Here is a 25,707-nt window from a genome sequence, read left to right as displayed (position 1 = left end):
TCATATAATTGGGGAATCCGAGATGGATATAACTAATACAGATTCAAAAGTTAGAGATCTCGAGCATGTCATCGATGAAAAAGAGCGGGAGATTCAAATGTTAAGGGACAGTATCCATGAGTATAACAATCTAAATCCGGTGGATGAAGAGAGGATCAAGGAGATCGAGTGTCAGGTAAAGGAAATTGACGGACTTGTCAGGGGTCTGACAGCAGAAATGCTGGATTTAAAGGCCTGTATTCAGAAACTTTCAAAATCACATGATGAAGGGGCAAAAAGGCCTCCTGAAAGGTTTCAGGAAAAAAATCAGGAGAGGGCTGCCCGTGACGGGGAGGTTGCATCACGTAAATATCCTGCTGTAGAAACTTCTTCTGTGGCTGCTGCCCGGAAACCTGCCGAACCTGTGAAGAGCTATTCCGGGCTTGAAGATGAACTGCCCGAAGAGGTAATGATTATTCAGCCTGACGGAACTATGAAAAAAGAGGTCAAGAAAGGCGACGATATGATCATTGCTGATCACAGGGGCGGAGGTGTAAGTCCTGCAGGAAGGCGTGGCGGTGATCCGCGTGATCGAAAACCACTTATTTACGCTGACGATGACGACACGGTAGAGATTAAAAGAAGGCGGAAATAATAATATTCAACCGGTTATTTAAGGGGAATCTGGCCATTGTACATAACCGAACTTGAAATCAATAATTTTAAGTCTTTTGGTAAAAAGACAAAAATTCCATTTAATGAAGGTTTTACAGTTGTTTCCGGTCCGAATGGTTCGGGCAAAAGCAATATAATCGACAGTATCCTGTTCTGCCTCGCACTTTCAAGTGCACGCGGTCTCAGAGCTGAAAAACTGACTGATCTGATAAATCTGAACAGCGGGAAAAATACTGCTGAAGTTTCAATTACTTTTTCTGATGATACAAAAATCCGGAGAAAGATAAAAAGGACTCCGCATGGCTACTACAGCTATAATTATCTCAATGATCGTGCCTGCAAGCAGAGTGATATTGTAGAAGTCCTTTCAAAATTCGGGATAAAAGCTGAGGGTTATAATGTTGTGATGCAGGGGGACATCACAAGAATAACCGAGATGAGTGATACCGAGAGGCGTCGCATTATCGATGAAATTGCAGGTGTTTCGGAATTTGATAAGAAGAAAAATCAGGCTCTCTCTGAACTTGAAGTTGTCCGGGAAAGAATCGAGAGGGAGGAACTCTTGCTTGCGGAGCTTGAAAAGCGTCTTTTGGAGCTTGAATCCGAAAAAGAACAGGCAATAAAATTCCGTGAATGGCAGGATCAGCTTGATTTTTATAAAAACAGTCTTTCGGCGGCCCGGCTTAATGAGAAGAAGGATGAACTTTCTGCATTGAAGAATCTTCTCACCGAACAGAATCAAAAGCTTGATGAATTCAAATCAAAGCGTTTGGAATGTGAATCCGGACTATCAGAACTTAAAAACAGGGCTCATGAACTGGACCGTGAGATAAATGAAAAAAGCGGTACTGAATATCTGTCTCTTTTATCATCCATTGAGGAGTCCCGCGGAAATATAAAACTCAGTGAAGCTTCAATTGAGCAGTTAAATCAGAAAAAGGCTGAAAACAGGGAGTCGGTTCAGAAAGTTTTCCTGGATTCAAAGCGTGCCGAGTCCAAAGTTTTGGAATTCACCGATAAAATAAGGAATTTATCAATAGATCGCTCAAATCTTGGAATGGAACTTTCAACAGTCCGTGCTGAGATGGATACTGTAAAAATCCGGCTTGACAGGGAGAGTGGCGCTGTTGAAGGGGCTAAAGAGCAGCTGTTTTCCCTGATGAATGATCTTGAGGCAAAGAAGAATGAAAAATCAGATTTGCTTCGTGAACAGGACGTTTTAATTGAAAAAAGCAGGATGAGGACAGAGGAAAAAGAGCGTTTTGAAGAAAGAATAATCCTGATTGATCAGGAGATTGGTGAGAAATCGGGGCAGATAAAAGAATATGAAGCGCTTTTGTCCTCGCTTCAATCCGAAAAATCAGTGATAGATTCCGAGCTTTCAAAAGTTGAATCAAAATTATTTGAAAACCGTTCTGCTGTTGAGAAAATACGGGATGAAGCAAGAAGGCTTGATCGTGAACTGATGCGTCTTGAAGCCCAGCAGCAGGTTTCGGGGGGTGCAGGCGGCAGGGCAATGGATGCCGTTATGGAGATGGACGGTGTTTTCGGAACAGTTGCCCAGCTTGGAAAAGCCCCCGGTGAATATGCTACTGCGCTTGATGTGGCGGCAGGAGGCAGACTCAAAAATGTTGTAGTCGAGAGTGACAGGGTTGCAGCGGATGCAATATCCTATCTTAAGTCAAACAAACTTGGAAGACTTACCTTTCTGCCGCTAAATAAACTCAGGGCTCCTGATCTTCCCCCCATTGAAAACCGGAAGGTTATCGGATATGCAGCTGATCTCCTTGAATATGATCCCCTCTATGAAATTGTTTTCAGGTACATTTTTGGACAGACTGTTGTTGTAAAGGACCTGGAAACAGCCAGAAGTATGATGGGCAACAGGAGAATTGTCACACTTGATGGAGAACTCGTTGAAAAAGCGGGTGCGATGACCGGAGGTTCGATCAATAAGAAGGTCTCAGGGTTTGGTGTGGCAGTTGACGATGAAATTGAAAAACTCCGGATGAAGCTTGCAGGTCTGCACTCTGAAGAGTCTGATCTGACGGGTGCGGTTGCGAGGTATACCGCTCAGGCAAGTGAAAGAAGGGACAGAAGGTCGGAGATTGATGAGCAGGTCCGGCGCTATGATTTCCTTTCAGAAGAGATCACAAAACGTCTGGAATTACTTCGGGATGAAAAGTCGGCAATTCTTCTAAAAAAGCAGGGGATGTCCGATGAAGTACGTGTAGGGGGAGGAAAACTTGCGGTTATTGAGGAGAGCCTGAAGACAATATCTGCTGAAATCTCCAAATTAAATTCTGAATCGGAGTCTTTGAAAAAGAAGCTTTCAGACACCGGAATACCTGAACTGACCGAAAATTATGAACAGTTAAAGAAAAGGGTTGAGGAAGCTGAAAACAGGCTGAAAAACAAGGATTACGATATTAACGACAATCAGAGAGAGAGGAATCATTTTCAAAACCGTATTTCAGAGTTAAACGGGATAAGGGAGAAGCTTGAAGATGAAATAAACAGGTTTGACTCTGATATTCTTGGTCATGAAGAATCTATTACCAAAAACCAGGAGCTTGTAGTATCCCTTGAGGAGAAAAGACAAAATTTCTCTGAAGAACTAAATGAGCTTCAGGGAAAGCGGGATTTGATAAAGGATGATATTCTCCGGGCTGAGAAGGGAATTATTGAGATCAATGGTGAGTGTGATCGCGTAAATCTTCAGATATCTTCTATTGGTGAGCGTGAATGTGAGATAATTGGGATAATCGCCGAACTGGAACAGGAAGCCGGTGATGTTTCAACCGATCTTACAATGTCTGAGATAAATAAAGGTATTGAAAAATGCGAGCGCGAGATTAAAAAAATTGGTGCTGTGAATATGCTCGCAATTGAGGATTATGACCGGACAAAGAGCAGGGTTTTGGAGAGATCGGAGAAAAAGGACGTTTTGTCCCGTGAAAGAGCCAATCTAATTGAGAGAATTGATCATTATGGCAAGATGAAGTTTGAAACTTTTATGGAAGCCTATTCTGCAATAGATACAAATTTCAGAAAAATATTTGCAAGACTTACTGAAGGCAGCGGCCATCTTGTCCTTGACAATGAATCCGATCCTTTTAGCGGCGGTATGACTTTTGCAGTCCAGCCCCGTGAGAAGAAGGTTCATCTGTTGTCGTCACTCTCGGGGGGAGAGAAATCCCTGACAACTCTTGCTTTTATATTTTCAATTCAGCAGTACATGCCTGCCCCCTTTTATGCTCTTGATGAGGTTGATATGATGCTTGACGGTTCAAATGTCGAGCGTGTTTCCTCGATGATTGGTGAGCTGTCAGCAAATGCCCAGACGATCTGTGTTTCGCTTAGAAGACCGACTATTGAGCGGGCTGACAGGATCATTGGTGTTACAACGAGGCCTGACAAGTCCACATATGTTACCGGTGTAAAAAATAATGGATGAAGAACCTGTTGAGATTCTTGTCCGCATGGCAGAGTCTGGCGAGATTGACCCCTGGAATATTAATATTGTTGAGGTTACCGATCGTTTTTTGAACGAACTTGACCGGATGCAGAAGCTGGATTTAAGAGTTTCAGGCAGGACTCTGTTTTATGCTTCTTTTCTTTTAAGGATGAAATCGGAGTATCTTGAGGAGTCCCCCGATGATGTGTGTGACGGGGAATACTATGATGAAGATTTTGAGTATGAGTCTGATTCGGGGGATGAAAGTTTCTCATTTGATGATTTTGCAGAGCCTGTTGAGAGGCTGGAACGTGAGATTCAAAGGAGAATAAATCGCAAGAGTCAGAGGAAACGTCTTGTTACCCTTTATGAATTAATAAAGGAGCTGAAGACTGCCGAGAAGATGCAGAGGAGAAAACAGAGGCGAAAGGAAAGTCTTCCCATTCTTCATGTTGAGGCTGAAGATGTTGTTTCCGTTGCTCACGAGGAGGATTTTCAGAAGTCTGCTGATACGATTTTCGCCTGCTATAGGGATCTTGTGAAGGAAAGGGGAGCAGTTACACTCGGCGATATCTGTAAAAAAACCGGTTCGGATATGCGCTCTGCCTATATTCCTCTTCTTTTTCTGATGCTTGAAGGAAAATTGATGATCTTTCAGGATGAATTTTTTGGTGAGATTAAGATTTCAGACTGGTCTCCGGAAAAGTTTGAAGAAGACAAAGTTCCGGAATAAATCTAATTAATCTAATTTTTTTGGTATGTTGGAAAATATAATCCGGCGGGAAATTCAGAATGATATTCCGATATGAAAATACATTCTCTTATTCACCTTCCTTTTGAGGATACTGGTTGTATCAGACACTGGGCGCAGAAAAAAGGGTATTCATTCTCTGAAACAAGGCTTTACGATGGACAATCTCTTCCTATCTTATCTGATTTTGATCTTCTCATTGTAATGGGAGGCACTATGAACATTTATGAGGAAGATAAATATCCGTGGCTTGCTGAAGAAAAGAGTTTTATTATGTCTGCAATAGATTCGGAGAAGAAAGTTATTGGAATCTGTCTTGGTGCACAAATTATTGCTTCTGTTTTGGGTGCGAAGGTTACGAAAAACAGGAAACCCGAGGTGGGATGGTTTGGTGTTGAAATGTGCTGTGGAAAGGAGGACAATGCTCTGTGCAGTTTGTTGCCGGAGAGGTTTTTGGCATTTCACTGGCATGGGGATACTTTTGAAATACCCTGTGGTGCAGAACACCTCTTTAAAAGTCCTGCGTGCGATAATCAGGCATTTCTCTATGATGAAAGGATTTTAGGGCTTCAGTTTCATCCTGAGGTTACGGGTGTCAATGTCAGAAATCTCGTTGAAAATTGTTTTTATGATATAAAAGAGGGTTTTGACTCAATTCAAACCGCTCCGGAAATACTTGGTATTGATAAAACAGGGCCTTTGAATGAGGTGATGTATTTGATTCTTGAATATTTTGAAAAATTATAGGTCATATCCGTATCTCTAAGATTTTATCATTACATTTTTTCATTGTCAGACTTTTATCTTCTGACATGTCATTTGCGCGAGTGATCATAATTTCATCAAAAATCGCTAATTTGTTCTTTTTTTGTAGGGCATGATCAGGTTTGTCTGTGGATTCTGATCTTTTTGTGCCAACCTTTATATGTCACGGAAGACCACTTTGTAAGGCCGAAGTATTCCGGATACAAACCACGCAACGAAGCGTGATTTGAAATCGCGTGGAATATCTACGGAGAAAAAAGATGTGTGGATTAATGTGCTAAGCATGTTTGTTCCCGTCTTTCTCTGAGACTAAAACAACAGGGTTTATATGTGAATAAAGCCCATATTGTTATCTCGATTCTTTAATGGAGAACCAAAACCACTCGGATGGGAGTGTTGGTTCTGACGTTGGCATTGGCAATGCGGAAATTTGTTTAATAACCGCTAATTCCTTTTGTGAATGAAATTACAAAAATAACGATAGTGTGCCGAAGTGAAACGTATCTTCAAAATTAATTCTGGTTGATCCTGCCAGAGGTCACTGCTATCGGGGTTCGATTAAGCCATGCGAGTTGAGAGGGTTAAGACCCTCAGCGGACTGCTCAGTAACACGTGGATAACCTGCCCTAAGGTGGAGGATAACCCCGGGAAACTGGGGATAATACTCCATAGGTCAGAGATACTGGAATGTTCTTTGACCGAAAGTTCCGGCGCCTTAGGATGGATCTGCGGCCGATTAGGTAGTTGTTGGGGTAGTGGCCCAACAAGCCTGTAATCGGTACGGGTTGTGGGAGCAAGAGCCCGGAGATGGAATCTGAGACACGATTCCAGGCCCTACGGGGCGCAGCAGGCGCGAAAACTTTACAATGCAGGAAACTGTGATAAGGGAACCCCGAGTGCCCGTATACGCGGGCTGTCCAGGTGTTTAAAATGCATCTGAAGAAAGGGCCGGGCAAGACCGGTGCCAGCCGCCGCGGTAATACCGGCGGCTCGAGTGGTGACCGCTTTTATTGGGCTTAAAGCGTTCGTAGCTTGACCTTTAAGTCTCTTGGGAAATCCGCCGGCTCAACCGGCGGGCGTCTAAGAGATACTGTTGGTCTAGGGATCGGGAGAGGTGAGAGGTACTCCGGGGGTAGAAGTGAAATTCTGTAATCCCCGGGGGACCACCGATGGCGAAGGCATCTCACCAGAACGACTCCGACAGTGAGGAACGAAAGCTGGGGGAGCGAACCGGATTAGATACCCGGGTAGTCCCAGCCGTAAACGATGTGCGTTAGGTGTACTGGTGACCACGAGTCACTGGGGTGCCGAAGGGAAACCGTGAAACGTACCGCCTGGGAAGTACGGTCGCAAGGCTGAAACTTAAAGGAATTGGCGGGGGAGCACCACAACGGGTGGAGCCTGCGGTTTAATTGGACTCAACGCCGGGAAGCTCACCAGATAGGACAGCGGAATGATAGCCGGGCTGAAGACCTTGCTTGACCAGCTGAGAGGAGGTGCATGGCCGTCGTCAGTTCGTACTGTGAAGCATCCTGTTTAGTCAGGCAACGAGCGAGACCCACGCCAACAGTTGCCAGCATATTCTCCGGAATGATGGGGACACTGTTGGGACCGCCTCTGCTAAAGAGGAGGAAGGAATGGGCAACGGTAGGTCAGCATGCCCCGAATTATCTGGGCTACACGCGGGCTACAATGGTCAGGACAATGGGTAACGGCGCTGAAAAGCGTAGTTAATCTCCTAAACCTGCCCTAAGTTCGGATTGTGGGCTGCAACTCGCCCACATGAAGCTGGAATCCGTAGTAATCGCGTTTCAAAATAGCGCGGTGAATACGTCCCTGCTCCTTGCACACACCGCCCGTCAAACCACCCGAGTGAGGTTTGGATGAGGCTGTGGTTTTTGCCGCAGTCGAATCTAGGTTTCGCAAGGGGGGTTAAGTCGTAACAAGGTAGCCGTAGGGGAATCTGCGGCTGGATCACCTCCTAATGAAATCCGAAAGGAAGTTAATAGCGGTTATTAAACAAACTGTAAAATTGCCAATGTCAATACGAATATAAGAGAAAGTCGGGCTCATAGCTCAGCTGGAAGAGCGCGGCGTTTGCAACGCCGAGGCCAGGGGTTCAAATCCCCTTGGGTCCACTTAAAAACGAGTTACTTTCGGTAACTGGTTTTTACCGATGCACCCGGAAATGTGAATTACCGGGGAAGGACTGAGAGTCATTTACGGCGACGCAAGTGACTCTGTGATGTCATGTATAGGACGTATACACAAGACGTTAAATGGATTTTAGCGGTTAAACCGATAATGCTGAATTACATTTAGCCTGCCAGTGAATGGCTCGGTTCGAGTGCCGATGAAGGGCGTGCCAAGCTGCGATAAGCTCCGGGAAGACGCAAGGAGTCTATGATCCGGAGATCCCCGAATGGGACATCCTGCTTCCTTTTAGGAAGCGATCCTTTTGGATCGGCAACCTCCCGAATTGAAACATCTTAGTAGGGAGAGGAAGAGAAATCAATCGAGATGTCGTTATTAAAGGCGATCGAAAGCGACAGAGTTCAAACTGAATCCCGTTCGCGGGAGATGTGGTGTTGAAGGCTCACCGTTCGGGCATTAGATTCGAAGTGGAATTTGTTCTGGAACGTCAAACCAAAGAGGGTGACAGTCCCGTACACGTATGTTTCTTTTGTCCTGGTGATGTCCTGAGTATCGTGGGTTGGAAATCTCGCGAGAATCTGGGGGTCATCAACCTCCAAAACTAAATACTCCTCGAAACCGATAGCGCAATAGTAGCGTGAGCGAAAGCTGAAAAGTAACCCTGGAAAGGTGGTGAATAAGTGCCTGAAACTGGTAGGTGATAGTGTGTTATGGCGTGAAAGGATCTTTGTATCGAAAGAATCAGTCGTGAGGCTGTAGTATGGGATACATTGCCGGCGTCATAACTTACGTTTTGAAGAACGGGCCAGAGAGTTTATTCTATTGGCGAGGTTAACCTTACGGGAAGCCGAAGCGAAAGCGACATGTCCGTAGTTTTTACATGGGACGGCGTATTAAAAGTGCGTGGAGTCGATAGGATAAGACCCGAAGCCCAGTGATCTATGCGTGGGCAGGCTGAAGGGTGACGAAAGTTGCGTGGAGGGCCGAAGCGGTATTGATATGCAAATCATTCGTGTGACCTGCGTATAGGGGTGAAAGGCCAATCGAACTGGGCATCCGCTGGTTCCTCTCGAAACATGCCGTAGCATGACCTGAGCAGAGGTAGATGGTGAGGTAGAGCACTGATTGTGGGAGTTGGGGGAGAAATCCCTTACCCTGCTGTCAAACTCCGAATTCCCCATCGCCGTAGAAGCTTGGAAGTCCGCACTACGGGGTAAGCTTGTAGTGCGTAAGGGAGACAACCCAGACCGTGGTTAATGTCCCTCAGTGTAGGTTAAGTGTAAACACTAAATGATGTCCTAGGTCAAAGACAACTGGAAGGTCAGCTTAGAAGCAGCTATCCTTCAAAAAGTGCGTAACAGCTTACCAGTCGAGATTTAGGGCGCAGAAAATGGACGGGGCTCAAACCTACCACAGATACCACGGACCACAGCAATGTGATGGCGTAGAGAGGCGTTGTGCATGGGTAGAAGCAGGGATGTAAGTTCCTGTGGACCGTGTAGAAATGAGAATTCTGGCATTAGTAGAAGCATAGTTGGGTGAGAATCCCAACCGCCGAAGGGGCTAGGTTTCCTCGACAATGTTCGTCAGTCGAGGGTTAGTCGGTCCTAAGTTGTACCGTAACTCGAGTACAGCGAAAGGGAAACAGGTTAATATTCCTGTACCATCTGTCAATAATCCTGACGCTTCCGGATATGCTTTGCAGGGCTGTCGCCCTGTCTAATCGTATAAGCTCCTGGAGAACCGTAATGGTGAGAATTGAGTGAAAGCGTGATGGAGTAATAAAGCAAATTCCCGGAGCCCGTGAAAAGGGGACAAGATGTCCGTACCGAGATCTGACACAGGTGCCCCTAGCTGAGAAGGCTAAGGCGTGTCGGTTTAATTGTGTTTAGGGAACTCGGCAAAATAGCCCCGTAACTTTGGAATAAGGGGTGCCTGCCCAGTGATTGGGCAGGTCGCAGTGACCAGGGGACTCCGACTGTCTAATAACAACATAGCAGACTGCAACTCCGAAAGGACTAGTATAGTCTGTGATTCCTGCCCAGTGCAGGTATCTGAAAACCGGGTACAACCGGACGAAGGACCTGTAAACGGCGGGGGTAACTATGACCCTCTTAAGGTAGCGTAGTACCTTGTCGCTTAATTGGCGACTTGCATGAATGGATTAACGAGAGTCCTACTGTCCCAAACACAAGTCCGTTGAAGATTTTATCCTAGTGCAGAGGCTAGGGCCTCCATATGGGAAGTGAAGACCCCGTGGAGCTTTACTGCAGCCTGTCGTTGTGTTACGGTATTCCTTGCGCAGTGTAGATGGGAGACATCGAAGCTGCCCTCGTGGGGGCAGTGGAGTCGCAATCTGAGACACCATCCTTGGTTTACTGTAACACTAACTCTCTTTGAGAGGACATCGGTAGGTAGGCAGTTTGGGTGGGGCGCCACACCCTCGAAAAGATATCAAGGGTGCCCCAAGGTCAACTCATGTGAGTCAGAAACTCACAGGAGAGTGTCAAGAGCAAAAGTTGGCCTGACGCTGATACGAATAGCAAGTATCTGCGAGAGGAAACTCGGGTCTAACGAACCAATACGCGCTTTTGATGAGTGCTATTGACGACAGAAAAGCTACCCCGGGGATAACAGAGTCGTCGCCGGCAAGAGCACATATCGACCCGGCGGCTTGCTACCTCGATGTCGGTTCTTTCCATCCTGGCTGTGCAGCAGCAGCCAAGGGTGAGGTTGTTCGCCTATTAAAGGGGATCGTGAGCTGGGTTTAGACCGTCGTGAGACAGGTCGGTTACTATCTATATGGAGTGTTGGAAGTCTGAGGGTAAGACGGAAATAGTACGAGAGGAACTTTCCGTCGTCGCCACTGGTAGACCGGTTGTCCGACAGGGCAGTGCCGGGTGGCTACGCGATAAGGGATAAAAGCTGAAAGCATCTAAGCTTGAAACCTGACCCTAAAAGAGACTTCGTTATAGGACACGAGTAAAAGACTCGTTTGATAGACTTGGGATGTACGCACGAAGGCAACGACGTGTTCAGTCCACAAGCACTAACGTCCGATAATTCAGCAAAGGAATAACCGTTAAAGTCCAGACGAAATCTTGTGTATACGGTCCTTATGGCCAAGGTGGCGGAGCGGCCACGCGGTCGCCTGCAGAGCGACTACACCCCGGTTCAAGTCCGGGCCTTGGCTTCCTGAATAACTTTCGCAAGAAAGTTTGAAGGTACAGGAAATCTGTGATTTCCGAATCGCGAAATTTCCTGTTCAATTGCGGCCATAGCAGTGGGGCAACACCCGGACTCATTTCGAACCCGGCAGTTAAGCCCACTTACGTAGGACGTTGTACTGAGATACGAGAGTTCTCGGGAACCGTCCAACGCTGCAATTGTTCTGCTAGAAGATTTGAGTCTTTTTTGTTAAGTTTTTTTAATTGTAGTGCAAACTTTTGTAAAATTAGTCTTGGTTTTTAATTTTGTAGTGTGAGCTTTTTTTGTTCCTTTGAATTAAACTGATATTTTACCGGAATATAATGACGATTTTTTATTAGATTAATATCTGAGTAAAGCTAATTGTTTTTTGAAAAATTAGTATATGAAAGAATAAATTTATTTTATCAGGATTGGAAATATATCCTGTCAACCTGTTGGCCAATTATGGGTTGACAAAAACATATGGACAATAATGATGCCTGAACAAATAACAATTCCAAAAACGATGAGCACCCAGCATCCGGACAATGTTCAGATTCCTTTCTTTTCTGAAAATTCATGTCTTGGCGGTGAAGACGAGGTACTTGAAGCATACTATGCCTATTCCCATCTAAACTGCAGAGAACAGATGTGGGACTGTGAAGGAAAAGAAGTGGACAATTTTGTTGTAAAAAAACTCCTGTCAAAATATGGCGGTTATCTTTCCAACCATCAGCTTGGAAAGGACATATTTCTGACATTAAGAGTGCCAAATCCCGATGTTGAAAAAGCGGAAGCAAAAATTCTTCTTGAAACGCTTGAAAGTATTCCACGGTCTTATGATGTGGCCAATATTTTTTATGGAACTGAAAATCCCCCGATATTTGAAGTGATCCTCCCCATGACAATCTCCTATGAATCACTTGATAATATCTATCAGTATTACTGTGATTTTGTTGTAGGAAAACAAAATCAGAGACTTGGCGGCAGGGATTTAACAGTATCTGACTGGATTGGCGAGTTCAAACCGGCAAAAATCAATATAATTCCATTATTTGAAAACAAAGAGGGAATGTTAAATTCCGACAGAATTGTTGCAAAATATCTGGAAAATAAAAACCTTGACTACCAAAGGGTTTTCCTTGCAAGATCCGATCCTGCGATAAATTATGGAAATGTCGGAGCAGTTCTCCTGAACAAGATTGCCCTGATGAAACTCTCGAATCTGTCTGATAAAAAGGAAATACCGATATACCCTATACTTGGTGTAGGTTCGGCACCTTTCAGGGGAAATCTTCGTCCGGATAATACAGAAAGAGTAATGAAAGAATACCCGGGCGTATGGACATTCACGATACAGTCTGCCTTTAAGTATGACTATCCTCCTGATATGGTCTGCGATGCTGTAAAAAGACTTGAGAACAGGGAAGTTTTTAAAGCTCCCGATGTTGATGAAAAAAGATGTCTTTTGATCTTTGAAAAGTGTTCAAAAGAGTATCACAAGAGACTGTCTGAATTATCACCGGCAATCAACAAAATATCAGGATTCGTCCCAAAAAGAAGGATGAGAAAATTGCATATCGGTCTTTTTGGTTATTCACGATCACATGAGGGTTTAAACCTTCCGCGTGCAATTACTTTCACCGCTGCCTGTTATTCACTTGGAGTGCCGCCGGAGATACTTGGAATATCGGCATTAAATGATCATGATCTGGACTACCTGAGGAATATATATGTGAATTTTGATGCAGATCTAATTGATTCAATTAGGTACATGAATCCTGATTCGCCTTACCTGCCCCCTGCTGATCTTGAATTTGCCAAAGAGAACTGTGATTTTGAAATAAATACTGTTCACAAAAAATCAACAGATGATATTATAAGATTGTCTGGTGAAAACAGAACTGATGAAGCCGGTTCATATATCCTGAAGGCTGCCAGCGAAAGAAAATTTCTGGGATAATAATATCCTGCAAGATTTTTTTTAATGAAGTTTTTTTAGAATTTTCCTGAAAAATTATTAAAAAAAGGTTTATATTTTTCTGATTTCATCAAATTTGTTTTTGAGTGCTTTTCTTAAGACCTCTCTTTTAACAATAATTACCGTTCCCATAACACCGATAAATATGTTGAAGTAGTAAAGGACGAGACGCCACAGGACTACAAAGATTCCTACTATTGAAGACGGAACGAAGAGATTGTAAAGCGATGTCGCAGACAGTTCGGCAATACCCGAACTTCCGGGGGTGAGTGGTATCATCATAATAATCGCGATGATAATCTGTGCGACAAAAGACTCAATTATATGCGGACCTTCCCCAAGACCCATCAGTATAAGTGATGCAATGAAAAATTCACCGAACCAGTATATTACTGTAAAAAATGTTCCCCATAAAAGACCTGTTTTAGAGTAACTGACATATTTTTTCAGTGCATCATGGAAGTTGTCAACCTCTGAATCTATACCTGACATCAGTTTTTCAGCCTTGTCGGCATGCCAGCGTTTTGTAAACCAGGATGATGCTTTTTTAATAAGATTTTTTAGGAAATCCGGATTTTTTACAGAATATGCAAAAAGAATTACAAATCCCGTAATCAAAGCCCACATGAAAAGCAGAGGAAGCGTTATTGCGATGTCAAGGTTTTCAGAACCTAACCATAATGCAAGCATTGCTATTCCGCCGATTATTCCAAGCAATATTCCGTCAAGAACCCTCTCCATTATAACTATCGCGGTAGCATCTCCGAGAGGAACGTCGGCCCTGTATAGTTCATGAATACGGACAGGTTCCCCGCCCGCCTGTGACGGAGTGACAGCCGCAATCAGCAGATTTGCAAACACCATGTTAAGGCAGTGCATAAAAGGAACTTTATGCCCAAGAGAGCGGGACATAAATTTTATTCTGAGAGCCCATGCACACAGTGATCCCATGTGGAGAACAAGAGCGGCAATCAGAAATTCGGGCTGTAATTTTTGAAGATATTCGATAGTGTTCTCATCTATGGTAAAGTAGAGAACCAGTGCAAGAACAATTAAACTGAATGCGATGGATACTGCCAACCATTTCCACTGACTCCTGTCCATGTAAAACTCCGTATTTTGTCAAAAAAAGTTTGTTTTGTACGTATAAACCTTTTGAGGTATTCATACCGTAAAAAGCTCTCTTTTATCGGTAATTTTAAAGAGTCCTGCTCTGACTGCGGCATCAAGCCATCCGTATCCGTAACTGAAATGTGCCAGGGCATTTACCTTTTCATCTTTTTTTAAATATGCATCTCCCAAAAAGACAGAATCCATTGAGAGTGCATATATTTTTTCTGTAAAAGAATGAAGAGGGCTTTCCTTGTCAGGTGAGGATTCGACAGAATCACAGGCCTCTGTAAGCATTCTGAAATAGCGGGTTGTCTTTTCAGACAGGTGGTCTGTCAGATGTTTTGGCATATCCTCTGAAAAAACCGGAATTCTGCATTTAGGAATATTTCCGTTTATGAGTCCGGAACCTATTCCAAAATCAAGCCATCCAAATCCGTAACAAAACGCCGCATGTGCATTGACGCGGTCACCGGAATTTAAGAAAGTTATCCCGTCATCACGGTACGCAAGAGCCATTTCGAGAATTTCCCCTGCCAGTTTATAATACGGAGTATCTTTTTTTGGAGTGATTTGAGTCTCTTTTAGTGCCGACTCATAAATTGTTTTAAAAAATTCGGTTTTCATAACCCTGCGAAAATTTCAAGATATTCCTTTTCCATCAGGTGAAGTTTTGCCGGTACTACAATTATATGAAGCGGTTCTCCAAAATCAGCAGCCTTTAATTTACCTGCATCTCCTGCAATAACAACCGGTTCAGGAGATCCAGCGCGTGCAATGCCTACAAAGATTTCCGGTGTTTTCATGCCTTTTTTCTCAGCCATCTGTTCAATCAGGCTGACACCTTCTCCTACTGTCATATGTCTGTCGGGTTTTATATCCAGAAATACAAGAGTGTGAAGATCGTTTTCAATGTTGTGTGTTATCGTGTCAAGAGGTGTTGTTGGGAACCATCCCTTCTCAGGATAAGGTACTGAGCATGACTTGCCGAATCTGTAATTCTGAAGCCCTGAGAGACCGCATACTGCATTTTGTATAGATGCCGCATGTATGATTCCTGTTTTGATCCCTCTCTCTTTTGCCCTGATTCTTAAATCTGCATGGGTGGTTGAGACCATCGGGTCGCCGCCTGTGAGAAATACCGCATTTCCTTCTTCTGCTGCCTTTAAAATATTTTCCGGATGCTGTTCCACATCAGCACGCCCAAGGAAAGTAATCTTTTTTCCATAGTATTCTTCCAGTTTGTTTATGTCAGCCCCCATAAGGCGGGAGGTATACCCTTCAAGGAATACTGAATCTGCGCTTTTTATACATTCAAGCCCTTTTACCGATATATCCTTCTCGTCGTAGAGTCCAAGTCCAATAAATGTCAGCATAATTTCCTCTTATTTTCAGGATCGTTTAGTATATATTTATCTCTAAAGAGAAAAAAAATGGTTAGTTAGTTTGTGGTAATTATCACAGACATACATCCGAACGATTGGAATGTCTTTGGGGCATCTTATGGTATGCTGATTCACAGGTATTATGAATGGAAGCTGAAGAGGGAACTGAAAAGTTTCCCGGATTCACTCTGTTTTATGATAACAGGTGAAGATATCACTGATGCCCCTCAGAAACCACTGGAAGTTGTAAAGTGGTGTAAAAATCTTGGAATTTCCAGGGTCATTTTTCATATAAATACCAAAAAGTCCGAATCTGTTGATTCGTATATCAGTTCTTTAAAAAAGATTAGTGAAATCGCCCGTCTTACACTTCATACCTCAAAAGGGGAGGAGGTTTTGGGTGAAGGTATGGATGTCTTTGTTGCTGTCGGAATGAGTGGCCGCAATGAGATTGCATCTGCTGTTAAAAAAATGGCAGAAGAAGGAATTGATCCTGATATTGTTGAGGAAAAAACAATTGATTCATATCTTGAATTCAGGAACGAGCCTGATCTTGTCATAAAAACCGGTGGAAACCATCTGACAGATTTCTTAATATGGCAGTCTGTTTATTCAGAACTGTTCTTCTCAGACGTAAACTGGATTAATTTCAGAAAAATAGATCTCTTAAGAGCCCTGAGAGATTACCAGACGAGAAAGCGCCGTTATGGCAAATGACTGTTTTTTATACGCTGATCATATACCCTGATGCCGCGCAGGAGATCTATTTTACGAAAAACCGGCCAGTAGGGTGCGCAGAAATATACCGCTGATTCATTGCCGTTTGCAAGCCAGGGCAGAAAGTTTGATGTTCTTTTTTCATTACCTGTTCTTATTATCAGATCTACAGGCGGAATATTTATTTCCTGGTAGAGATTCTCTTCAATTGTCTTTGTAGTTATATCTTCAGGCTTTAATTCGCCAGCCTTTACTTTTTCTAATATCGAGCGTGTTGCAATGAGGATCTCATTTCTGCCGCCGTAGGCCAATGCAAGATTTATTGTAAACCCTTCATGATCTTTTGTTAACTGTTCAACATGTTCGATTTTTTCCATTAAGCCGGTAGGAACAAGTTCCCTGTTTCCCACCATCTGTATTCTGATTTTATTTTTGTTTACACGTTCGTCCTTAGCTATTGCAAGGGCTTTTTCTGTAAACAGATCAAAGAGCTCTTTTAGTTCATACTCTGATCTGTTGAAATTTTCGGTTGAAAAACAGTAGAGTGTTATATGGCGGACACCCATTTCCTGAGCCCATTCAAGCACCTTCTCTGTTTTTCTTGCACCAAGTTTGTGGCCAACAGAAACATCGACTCCTTTTTCCTTTGCAAACCTTCTGTTTCCGTCCTGTATTATTGCTATATGTTTTGGAGTATGTTTGCACTGGCTTATAAGATGCCTTTCATATATCTTGTCGATAATTTCTCTTGGCTTTTGTATCAAAGGGGTGTCACCTCTACAATCATACCGTCATTTGGATATCTTTCAATGATCTTTTTCTCTCCCGGGAAATCATCAGGATAATCAGATAAAAGCCACCAGGCAAGTTCAATATGATCGTCAAACTCCTGATACATATTTTCTTCGAGATCATCAGGCAGTTTATCTTCCGGTATCCAGAATCCGTAGACAACAGTCCCGTCTTCTGTAATTTCATCAAATTCCCTTGCCGTGTTTTGTGCAATTCTTTTCAGGCGCTCTCTAAGCTGAACAGAATCCTTAAATGTTGATGAACACCAGTGAACTTTTTTGTTGGCTGAGAGAAGTTCCTTTGCCCATTCCATAGCTCCGGGAACTGCATTGTGATAATCATCCTCAAGGCTGTATCCCTGTTCTCTCATACATTTTGCGTTTGTTTCGCTCCATTCAAGCTCATTTATATTCAGATAATCAATGTACGGGAGAGCCTGAATGAGATGTTTCAGACCGGGGAGTGAAGGAACTTCAATCGTCACTTCAAATCCCATCTCTTTAGCCTCTTTTGCGGCTCTGATGTAGTCAGTATCGAGGATATTTTCCCACATCTCCTGTGGTGGATGCATCCTGATCTCGTCAACGAGTCCTTTTAAGGCATTAAGTTTTGTAGTGCTTGGTGCGGTTCCTGTATAAAGATGGATGTGGTGTTCCGGCCCGAATTCATCTTTCAGGAGACGGCAGTATCTTGTGACTTTATCCATGTCCAAAAGTGCCTCCCCGCCGGTAACCCCTGTTCCAAGCGCACCCATCATCTTTGCTTCGTCAATTATGTCCCTGTCGGATTTAACAAGACGGTCATTTGCGTATGTATTGTCTTTTCCTTTTCTTTCATAGGATATAGGACAGTACCAGCAGTCTTTTCCGCATATGCCTGTTACAAACAGAACCATCTTTGCGCCGATGTGGCACTGTTTACATCCCTTACTGAGCACCGGTGTTCACCGCTTCAGAGATTCTCTTTGTAACAAAATCGCGTCCAAGTGCCTCAAGGAACCAGCCTGCACGTGGTCCGCGTTTTTGTCCCAAGATTGAGATGTATATACAGGTGAAAAGACCCTTTGGACCTATTTCAGACTCATTTCCTGCACTGTATATTGCATTGTGCAGATTTTCAGCATTCCACTCTTCAACTGCGGAGAGGTTTTCAGACAATAATTTAATTGCTGATAATTCCGGTTCTGTAAAGGAAAACTCTTTAGGCATATCCTTTTGGACTGTGAACCTGACCATTTCAGGTGCATACTTGTCAACCCAGATCTTTGCACGCTGTGCCCTCTTTAAAACCGCTTCCCTGTTTTCAACATTATAGCCGCTTCTTTCAAGCACATCAAATATTGCCTCGTCATCCTTTGCAATCTGGACAACTGTTACAAGGTGACGGAACGGAATGTCAGTTGCGAGGTTTGAGATTTTAGAGAGTTCATACTCACGTGAATCTGCATTTTCCGCAACTTTTGCATATTCATCGATAAGTGTTAAAAGGCCCATCCCCGGATCAAAGTTGATTGCCTTTTCTGGTTTGCTTCTGGCAATGAGGTATCTCAAAACATCAGGTGGAACAATTTCCAGCATTGAGGTTATTGTAATTGCAACTCCTGTTGATGATGCCATTGCACCTTTGCCCTTCAGACTTATCCATTCATACTGTACAGGATAAGGAGCATTTCCTCCAAAGATCTTCTCGACGATCTCTTTTCCTGTATCATATGAACCTCCTGCTGCTGCATGATCCTTTCCAAAAGGTTCGACTGTAACGTCCAGAGCTGCCCATCTCATCGGCCAGTCCACACGCCATACCAGTTTTCCTTCCCCTTTTGAATAGTCGCAATCCCCTTCATATCCGCAGTCACACCTGTATTTTACGATATGATTTTCAGGGTCATGACCCAGAATTTCGGCATTGCTTATTTTTTTGCATTTTTTACATATCGGGTAGAATGGAACCCATGTGTCCGGAAGTTTTCTCCTGGATACACGCTCTAATATTTCTTTTATTTCTTCAGAATTTTCAAGAACAGTCTTTATCTGCTCTGTATATTTTCCTGATCTGTAAAGTTCACTTGAGCGCATGACAACAGGTTTTACATCCAGCTCTTCAAGTGCCTGTAAAAACGGCTCAAGAAAATGTTCTGCGTAGTTTGCATGTTTGCCGCAGGGGCATGGAATGTCACAGATAGGTCTTCCTATATATTGTTCGTAGCTTTGTGGAAGGAAAGGGTAGACTTTTCTTAAAGGATCAAAGTCATCTGCGTTATAGATGAGCTCTGTATCAAGGCCTTTTTTGACCATTGCCTTGTAGACCAGGTCACCTGTCACCACTTCACGCATATTTCCTATATGAATTGGGCCTGAAGGGGTAATCCCTGTTGCAATCCTGTGAGGGATGTCCTGATTTACGTTTGCTGCGCAGACATCCGCCCAGTGTATCTTCTCTGATGAGTTTCCACCTGTTATTTGCATGTGCCTTATATCTTGTCTGTATTAGATTAACAATATATAGGTATCACACAGTCTCAGGGTATGTATTTAGATTAAAAAACGGCATGTAAGATTTACATGAACTGTAATTTTTTGGCATCATTCAGCACTAATTTTTATTAAGCTGCTGCCTTCATTATTTACATGAATGATATTTGCAGAATTCCGGAAATGTTTCCTTTGTTTGCTGCAAATATAAAATCAGGTAATCGGCTATGTATCATATTGACAGGGAAGACGGTTTGTCAGAGGTTGTTGGTTTCATATTGATTTTAGGTTTGATAGTGGTGGCTATGTCCGTTTATCTGATATATGAAATCCCGTCCCAGGGCCGTGAGAATGAGATTAAGCATATGAACGATATTAAAAACCGTTTTGTTGACTTTAAGATCTCTCTTGATTCCCTTTGGATCAATTCTGTTGGTTCTTATACGGGCAGTTCCCTGAAATACCCGACCTACGGTGTGACGCTTGCTAATTCCTTTGATCTTGGAACGAGCGGAGGATTTTATACCGGGGGCAGTGATATCATGCCTTTTTTTACGCCGATCCCATCTTCAGGTACAATGAGTGTGGACAAAAACCACGGAAGTATCAGAGTGACAATGAATGAGGGTGAAGAGGTGTTAAACACCACTCTTGGAATTTTAAAATACAGTTCACAGAACAATTACTGGGTTGAACAGGACTATTATTACCAGATGGGAGGTGTATTTCTGCTTCAGGACAGTGGAATTACAATAAGAGTGGATCCGCTTGTTTCCATATACAATGTCGGCGGAAAAGCCGCTGTCCAGATAACTCCCGTATCAGTTTCTGGTGAGCAGTTCCTTGGAGGATCAGGCCCGTTGAGGGTTGAGGCAAGGCTTAAACAGGCACCGCAGTATCTCTCCGGCAAAAGGCAGGCAAAAAAAGTCACAATCACTGTTTATTGTGAAAATGCCGATGAGGCTGACTGCTGGGAGCGTGTTTTTAAAAACACGCTTGCAAGAGAGGGCACGTCAAACTGGTGTGAACTGAGGGTTGCCGGCAATATTGTTTCTGCAAATGTGCACGGACCTGATGTTTCCGGGGCATCCAATGATGTTGAACTTGATGTATATCGTGCGGATTACAATGTCTGGCTTCAAAATGTTGCCTCTGCAATAGAGTAAAAAATATCTGGTGGTGTAAATAACGGGATTTGAAAGTTTCATAAAAAATGAAGAAGGTGTATCTGAGATTGTTGGTGCGATAGTCCTGATATCCCTTGCAGTTGCCGGTGTTGCGATAATTTCAGTAATTCTGTTTTCAGGCACACCCCCACAGCCGGTTCCAAAAGTGGACATACTATCAGGGTTTGGCAGCACTCCCGGCAAATTCTACATTTATCATAATGGCGGAGATGAACTTAAGATAGGTTCTTTTAGTATTCTGGTCGATTCCGGTTCCGGCTATGAGGATAAAACCGCAGATTTTGTTCTGGAGGGCGGTGGTGATGTATGGCAGTCAGGCGGTTCCCTTTATTATGACTACGGGGCTTCCCCACGTCCTCTGAGTGTTAATTTAGTATTTACAGGATATGGGACAGAAACGCTCCTGACATCATCTTCGGTATATTACAATAAGACAGGGGAATATTCACCTTCTGATACAGGTACCGGAGACATAATAGTTCCTGCTGATACATTTTCAACACCTGTTGAAATTATTGATACTGATGAATTAAATGCTGAACTTGAATCAAGACTTGGTGAGGCGGTACTTGTGACTGAGATAAATCAGTCATTTATCCCAGACCGGGTTCATGCGGTAATATATAATTATGAGGATCTGGGCGCCGGAAACCGTAATGCGTATGCCAGGGAGATGTCACTTAACACAACACTCGGGTCAAATGTCTATGAGGTCATGGTTGATGAACTGAATTTAATACTGAGTGCAAGTGATCTTCCGACGAGCATTTCGGTAACTGTAATTGCCTACAACGCAACAGAAGGATCTTTTTCCAATACTGCTCTTGTAGAGGTTAAAAGAAATAATTAACCAGATATTTACGATCCGGGGTGCTAAAAAAATGGAAAAGGAAACTGCGGGCATTTCTGAAGTTGTCGGAGTGATACTGCTCATTGGTGTTTTTGCGGCAGTAATAGGCGTTATTGGGATTACATATTTTTTTGATTACCAGTCTGATGATGCCCCTGCTGTTAATTTGCGATCTGAGGTAATAACGGAGAACGGCCAAGATTATTTTGTACTATCACATGAAGGCGGTGATCCGTTATTAAGGGACAGGACAAAAATAATTTTAGATGGTGTCGATAAAACTTCGGAATTTAAAAGAATATCCGGTGATGACTGGGATCAGCTTGAAAACAGTGAATCTATTCGAATTCCGTTAACTTCTGTTCCTGACAGTATAGTTGTTTTAAATACACAAAATCGCGAAGAGCCGGCAATTCTCTATTTGCTTGGAGAAAATACAAGTGCTGTAATTCCTACCATAAAGCCTTATCCTACACAGACTCCTTCATCAGTAATACCGCCTGTTGCAAATTTCTCCGGTAGTTCTTTATCCGGAGGTGCCCCGCTGGATGTTTCCTTCACCGACCTGTCTTCAGGCCCTGTTGACAGCTGGTTATGGGACTTTGGTGACGGGAACAGTTCAACGCTTCAAAATCCGGATCACACTTACACCACATTTGGCATATTCACTGTGAGTCTGAGAGTATCTACCCCTGACGGACTCTTTGATACAGAAACAAAGACTTCATACATTACAGTCCTGCCTTCACTGTCCTGCACTGCGGAAGGTCTGAAAGGTTACTACTATTCAAATGTCAAATTTAGCGGTACACCTGTTGAGAGGACGGATAAAAGGATTTATTTTGCGGATGAGACTGCATTAAGTTACGGATACTCAAACTCCGACATGAACAACTGGCCTGTTCCTGTCATTAATCAGAATGACTACTTCGGAGTAATTTACGAAGGCTATGTTGTAATAGACGATGAGGATGACTATACATTTTATCTGACTTCTGATGATGGTTCATATTTGTGGATAGACAATACGAAAGATACCGATACTCCGGTAATTGACAACTGGGGGCAGCATCCACCAAATACAAAGTCTTCAACAGTTCATCTCACGCAGGGGAATCACCGGGTAAAAATAAAGATGTATGAGCAGACGGGTGCTGCCGTATTAAGACTTGAATGGTCTTCCTCAAAATTTGAAAGAAAAATAACTGAGTCATTCTGTCAGGAGGACTGCTGTTTGGGACCTGAAGCGGATTTCATATCTGATCTAAACACGGGAAATGCTCCATTAACTGTCAGTTTCACCGATATTTCAGCGGGTTCACCGGCATCGTGGTACTGGGACTTTGGTGACGGCAGTACTTCAACAGAACAAAATCCCGTTCATACATATGTCAGTTCAGGACTTTTTGATGTCAGTTTAAGGGTTGAAAACAGCTATGGTTTTGGTATTGAAAATAAGACCGGTTACATAAATGTCCTTTCTTCTCTCCCATGTGGTGATTCCGGAATAAAAGGCTACTACTATCCGACAAGTGATTTCACAGGAACAGCTGTTGAAAGGGTTGATTCAAGACTCCGGTTTGCCGACAGTGCGTCTGTTGGTATCGGATATGAAAGTGATATTTCAAACTGGCCGGTTCCCCTCGTAGGTAAGGATAATAAGTTCAGTGTTATTTATGAAGGGTACCTCTTCATAGAACAGGAGGATGATTACACATTTTACCTGACTTCTGATGACGGCTCAAAACTCTGGATTGATGATGTCACCGATGGTGATACACCTCTGATTGACAACTGGGGTCTTCACCCGGCAAAGGAAATTTCAGGGACAATACATCTGATGCGGGGAACCCATCCTGTAAGGGTGAAGATGTATGAGAATAACGGATATGCCTTATTGCATCTTGAATGGTCTTCGGGCAGTTTTGAGAGAAGATTTGTCGATTCTTTCTGCCAGGAGGACTGCTGTTCAAAGAAGGATTTCACATTAAACACCGCAAGGGACGCTTACTTCAATTCCGGAGGAAGTCTGGCCTTTAAGGTTGACTCTTTGTATTCTTTTATCACAATCGGCGGAGTCCGTCATGATATAAGTCAGGGATCTGATGTAAGAATAGTCCTCAATAGTGACCAGTGGGTGCCTGTTGAGATAAACTCCGGTGCTGTAAATCAGTTTGGGGCATCTGATGCAGATGTGTATATTGACGGTTCACTGGCGGGTTTTGGCAGAATTGGAACAGTATATGTAGGAAATGCTGTTGACACAATCTCCACACTTGACCTCGTAGTTCCTTACAGCCGTGAAATTCCCTCATACTTTGAATATGACGGTGAGGTTTTGATGAACTGGTGGCCGGTTGATTCATCTGAAGTCAGACTGTTTAATGTGGCTCCTGACAGCACGGGACTATTAAGGGTAGATCCGATGATATATGCAAAGGCTTCAGCAGAAAGCTACGAGATTATTTCATATGTCCCGAAGCCTCCTGTTGCGGACTTTACTTATAGTCAAAATTCCGGAAATGCACCATTATTTGTTCAGTTTACCGACACTTCCACAAATGATCCTGAAAACTGGGAGTGGAATTTTGGAGACGGAAAAACACATTCTTCACAAAATCCGGGGCACACATACAGTTTCCCCGGTACATACACGGTTTCGCTGACAGCCTCAAATGGTGAAGGCAGGTCAACCGAGACAAAGGAGAATTTAATAACTGTAGATTTCACCGGTCCTCTTACGGATATAGTTCTTTCAACCTTTAACAAAAAAACGGGAACACTTGGCCAGGGAGGTTATCTTGAACTGGTATCTTCAGGTGACCTTTCATATGTCAGAGTAGGGGGTAGTGATTACACACTTGCTGACGGTGATGTTGTACGGTTTGAAAACCCGTCTGACGTTATAAATGGCCGGATATCACTATCAGGCGGCTCTGTTTACGGCAGTGATCTGGATATGGCCTTTAATGTATACAAAAACGGCGTTTATCTTGGCACTGGATATCCGGGCGGCCTTATATTCTATGATGAAGTAAGATCAACTCTGGTCGTCACAGTTTCAAATCGCAGAGGCTATATGGCACTTGCTGCAGACGGCTTTACCATATCTGACGGGAAGACTACATCAGGTGTGCATCTGTACGGACTCATGCCTGATGATTTAGGAAACATGGATCTTGCCATGGATTCAAGGCATGGTGTTGATTATACAGGTTTTGTTTACGATTACGATATAACGTATTAGCTGTTTACAAAGGTTGAATACCCCCCTGATCTTTTATATTTAAAATATTGCGGCTGATAATCCGAATAAATTAAAAAAAATTACTGTTTACTTCCCAAAAATAAGAGGATAGAAAATTTATAGGAGTATCTTTGAAAAACAACATAAAGTTATGATTTAAAATCTGAAAATTGAGTATTTCATTTAAAACAGCAAAGGATATAAAAAATTATTATTTTTTTCTTCTTTTTGGTTTTGCCATTGAAAGAATATCAACGACATATTTGTCATCTGTACCCATCTGCATGATCATATCGTCGCCGCTTGCAAGTTTTTCTATATTCAGCTCATATGAGCCCGGACTGATGACGCGTATGCTTTCTATTCTTTCGTATATTTCTATCTCATCGTCTTCTTCTTCTTTTTCGGATTTGATCTCTACTATTTCCTGTTTTGTTTCTTTTGCCAGATCGTCTATACTCTTTTCTTCAAGTACATCTTTGTGGAGATCATCCTTTTTGACATAGAGAAATTTTTTACCGCCGCAGCTTGGGCAGCCTTTTAGTATCTCTGTTGAGCCATCTTTAAATTCGCGTCCACACTGTGTGCATTTATGCGGCATTTTACAAATATCACCTTGATGAGACCCAGGTGCTGATAAGGTCTTTGTCTTTCTTTAATGTTTTCATCTGGTTGGCAGGTCCTATAACAGTAAGACGTCCTGATGTGGATTCCTTCTTGCCGAAGAGTCCTCCAAAGAATCCCCCTCCTTTGCCTGAATCACTTCCGCCGGCAGAGTATGTTTCCATTTCGATACCTGCAAAACCGTCGGGTGTGATTTCGCGCATTGTAGTTTCGATTAACATGCTCTGTTCATCGGGTGTGAGGCCTCTTTCCAAAACTACGACATTCCCTTCCATAACCTCATCGAGAATCAGACGGATTTTTTCCAGAGTCGTAAGTTTCTCGAGTCGCTCGGCGGAAATCAAATCAATTTGTACTCCCTGAATCACTTGAA

The 25,707-nt window shown here is 43.2% G+C and carries 18 protein-coding genes, 2 tRNA genes and 3 rRNA genes; 14 read left to right on the top strand and 9 right to left on the bottom strand.

Going from position 1 to position 25,707, the window contains the following annotated elements; all coding sequences use genetic code 11:
• Positions 1 to 22: 22 nt before the first annotated feature.
• The 4 genes from F1737_RS07455 to F1737_RS07440 all read left to right on the top strand — a co-directional run bounded on the left by F1737_RS07455 (position 23) and on the right by F1737_RS07440 (position 5,609).
• Entirely contained in the window at positions 23 to 634 is a 612-nt protein-coding gene (locus F1737_RS07455; RefSeq protein ID WP_317135958.1) for a DUF7518 family protein, read from the top strand.
• Between the two features lie 36 nt (positions 635 to 670).
• A complete protein-coding gene (gene smc, locus F1737_RS07450) occupies positions 671 to 4,111 on the top strand; it encodes a chromosome segregation protein SMC (protein ID WP_317135957.1) in 3,441 nt (1,146 codons plus the stop codon).
• Positions 4,104 to 4,844, top strand: a complete 741-nt coding sequence (locus F1737_RS07445) for a ScpA family protein (RefSeq protein WP_317135956.1) — start codon at positions 4,104 to 4,106, stop codon at positions 4,842 to 4,844. Before smc ends, F1737_RS07445 begins: the two co-directional genes overlap by 8 nt.
• A 72-nt stretch (positions 4,845 to 4,916) precedes the next feature.
• Entirely contained in the window at positions 4,917 to 5,609 is a 693-nt protein-coding gene (locus tag F1737_RS07440; protein ID WP_317135955.1) for a type 1 glutamine amidotransferase, read from the top strand.
• 174 nt (positions 5,610 to 5,783) lie between these two features.
• Here the strand turns inward: F1737_RS07440 and F1737_RS07435 are convergent, their stop codons facing one another.
• Positions 5,784 to 5,912: a hypothetical protein gene (locus tag F1737_RS07435; RefSeq protein WP_317135954.1), complete on the bottom strand. Its 129-nt coding sequence runs from the start codon at positions 5,910 to 5,912 to the stop codon at positions 5,784 to 5,786.
• A 230-nt stretch (positions 5,913 to 6,142) separates the two neighbouring features.
• Here F1737_RS07435 and F1737_RS07430 point away from each other — a divergent pair.
• The 6 genes from F1737_RS07430 to ppcA all read left to right on the top strand — a co-directional run bounded on the left by F1737_RS07430 (position 6,143) and on the right by ppcA (position 12,933).
• Positions 6,143 to 7,610 (top strand): 16S ribosomal RNA (locus tag F1737_RS07430).
• 82 nt (positions 7,611 to 7,692) lie between these two features.
• Positions 7,693 to 7,765: transfer RNA gene (locus F1737_RS07425), tRNA-Ala, on the top strand.
• Positions 7,766 to 7,930: 165 nt separating this feature from the next.
• Positions 7,931 to 10,853 (top strand): 23S ribosomal RNA (locus tag F1737_RS07420).
• Positions 10,854 to 10,902: 49 nt separating this feature from the next.
• Positions 10,903 to 10,974 (top strand) — tRNA-Cys (locus F1737_RS07415).
• Between the two features lie 74 nt (positions 10,975 to 11,048).
• Positions 11,049 to 11,170, top strand: a 5S ribosomal RNA gene (gene rrf, locus F1737_RS07410).
• The 16S, 23S and 5S rRNA genes sit together here with 2 tRNA genes alongside, the layout of an rRNA operon.
• 293 nt (positions 11,171 to 11,463) lie before the next feature.
• Positions 11,464 to 12,933, top strand: a complete 1,470-nt coding sequence (ppcA, locus tag F1737_RS07405) for a phosphoenolpyruvate carboxylase (protein WP_317135953.1) — start codon at positions 11,464 to 11,466, stop codon at positions 12,931 to 12,933.
• A 69-nt stretch (positions 12,934 to 13,002) separates the two neighbouring features.
• On the opposite strand, the gene F1737_RS07400 is transcribed toward ppcA, so the two are convergent.
• The 3 genes from F1737_RS07400 to dph5 are packed head-to-tail and all read right to left on the bottom strand — an operon-like array spanning position 13,003 to position 15,437.
• Entirely contained in the window at positions 13,003 to 14,055 is a 1,053-nt protein-coding gene (locus F1737_RS07400) for a lysylphosphatidylglycerol synthase transmembrane domain-containing protein (RefSeq protein WP_317135952.1), read from the bottom strand.
• Between the two features lie 60 nt (positions 14,056 to 14,115).
• Complete coding sequence (locus tag F1737_RS07395) at positions 14,116 to 14,688, bottom strand: DUF357 domain-containing protein (protein WP_317135951.1); 573 nt, start codon at positions 14,686 to 14,688, stop codon at positions 14,116 to 14,118.
• Positions 14,685 to 15,437: a diphthine synthase gene (dph5, locus tag F1737_RS07390; protein WP_317135950.1), complete on the bottom strand. Its 753-nt coding sequence runs from the start codon at positions 15,435 to 15,437 to the stop codon at positions 14,685 to 14,687. Before dph5 ends, F1737_RS07395 begins: the two co-directional genes overlap by 4 nt.
• A gap of 72 nt (positions 15,438 to 15,509) precedes the next feature.
• On the opposite strand from dph5, the gene F1737_RS07385 reads away from it, so the two are divergent.
• Positions 15,510 to 16,163 (top strand): undecaprenyl diphosphate synthase family protein, encoded by a 654-nt coding sequence (locus F1737_RS07385; RefSeq protein WP_317135949.1) that lies wholly within the window; start codon positions 15,510 to 15,512, stop codon positions 16,161 to 16,163.
• Here F1737_RS07385 and uppS read toward each other — a convergent pair.
• From uppS to lysS, 3 genes are read right to left on the bottom strand one after another with little or no spacing between them, the layout of a single operon-like run.
• Positions 16,151 to 16,924: a polyprenyl diphosphate synthase gene (uppS, locus tag F1737_RS07380; protein WP_317137880.1), complete on the bottom strand. Its 774-nt coding sequence runs from the start codon at positions 16,922 to 16,924 to the stop codon at positions 16,151 to 16,153. The genes F1737_RS07385 and uppS overlap by 13 nt on opposite strands.
• Complete coding sequence (locus F1737_RS07375) at positions 16,924 to 17,892, bottom strand: radical SAM protein (RefSeq protein WP_317135948.1); 969 nt, start codon at positions 17,890 to 17,892, stop codon at positions 16,924 to 16,926. The genes uppS and F1737_RS07375 overlap by 1 nt, the downstream gene beginning before the upstream one ends.
• On the bottom strand, positions 17,882 to 19,420 hold the full coding sequence (lysS, locus tag F1737_RS07370) for a lysine--tRNA ligase (protein WP_317135947.1): 1,539 nt from the start codon (positions 19,418 to 19,420) through the stop codon (positions 17,882 to 17,884). Before lysS ends, F1737_RS07375 begins: the two co-directional genes overlap by 11 nt.
• A 233-nt stretch (positions 19,421 to 19,653) precedes the next feature.
• Here lysS and F1737_RS07365 point away from each other — a divergent pair, with 233 nt between their 5' ends.
• From F1737_RS07365 to F1737_RS07355, 3 genes are read left to right on the top strand one after another with little or no spacing between them, the layout of a single operon-like run.
• Positions 19,654 to 20,592, top strand: coding sequence for a hypothetical protein (locus F1737_RS07365; RefSeq protein WP_317135946.1), 939 nt, complete (start codon positions 19,654 to 19,656; stop codon positions 20,590 to 20,592).
• Between the two features lie 19 nt (positions 20,593 to 20,611).
• Complete coding sequence (locus F1737_RS07360; RefSeq protein WP_317137879.1) at positions 20,612 to 21,463, top strand: type IV pilin N-terminal domain-containing protein; 852 nt, start codon at positions 20,612 to 20,614, stop codon at positions 21,461 to 21,463.
• Positions 21,464 to 21,494: 31 nt separating this feature from the next.
• On the top strand, positions 21,495 to 24,710 hold the full coding sequence (locus F1737_RS07355; protein ID WP_317135945.1) for a PKD domain-containing protein: 3,216 nt from the start codon (positions 21,495 to 21,497) through the stop codon (positions 24,708 to 24,710).
• Between the two features lie 211 nt (positions 24,711 to 24,921).
• On the opposite strand, the gene F1737_RS07350 is transcribed toward F1737_RS07355, so the two are convergent.
• A complete protein-coding gene (locus tag F1737_RS07350; protein ID WP_317135944.1) occupies positions 24,922 to 25,311 on the bottom strand; it encodes a Zn-ribbon domain-containing protein in 390 nt (129 codons plus the stop codon).
• A gap of 10 nt (positions 25,312 to 25,321) precedes the next feature.
• Positions 25,322 to 25,702 (bottom strand): DUF2073 domain-containing protein, encoded by a 381-nt coding sequence (locus tag F1737_RS07345; protein ID WP_317135943.1) that lies wholly within the window; start codon positions 25,700 to 25,702, stop codon positions 25,322 to 25,324.
• Between the last annotated feature and the right edge of the window lie 5 nt (positions 25,703 to 25,707).

The organism is Methanoplanus sp. FWC-SCC4, assembly GCF_032878975.1.
GTDB classification, from domain to species: domain Archaea; phylum Halobacteriota; class Methanomicrobia; order Methanomicrobiales; family Methanomicrobiaceae; genus Methanochimaera; species Methanochimaera problematica.
The sequence above is the reverse complement of the archived record's forward strand: the minus strand, read 5'-3'. Positions and strand labels throughout refer to the sequence as shown.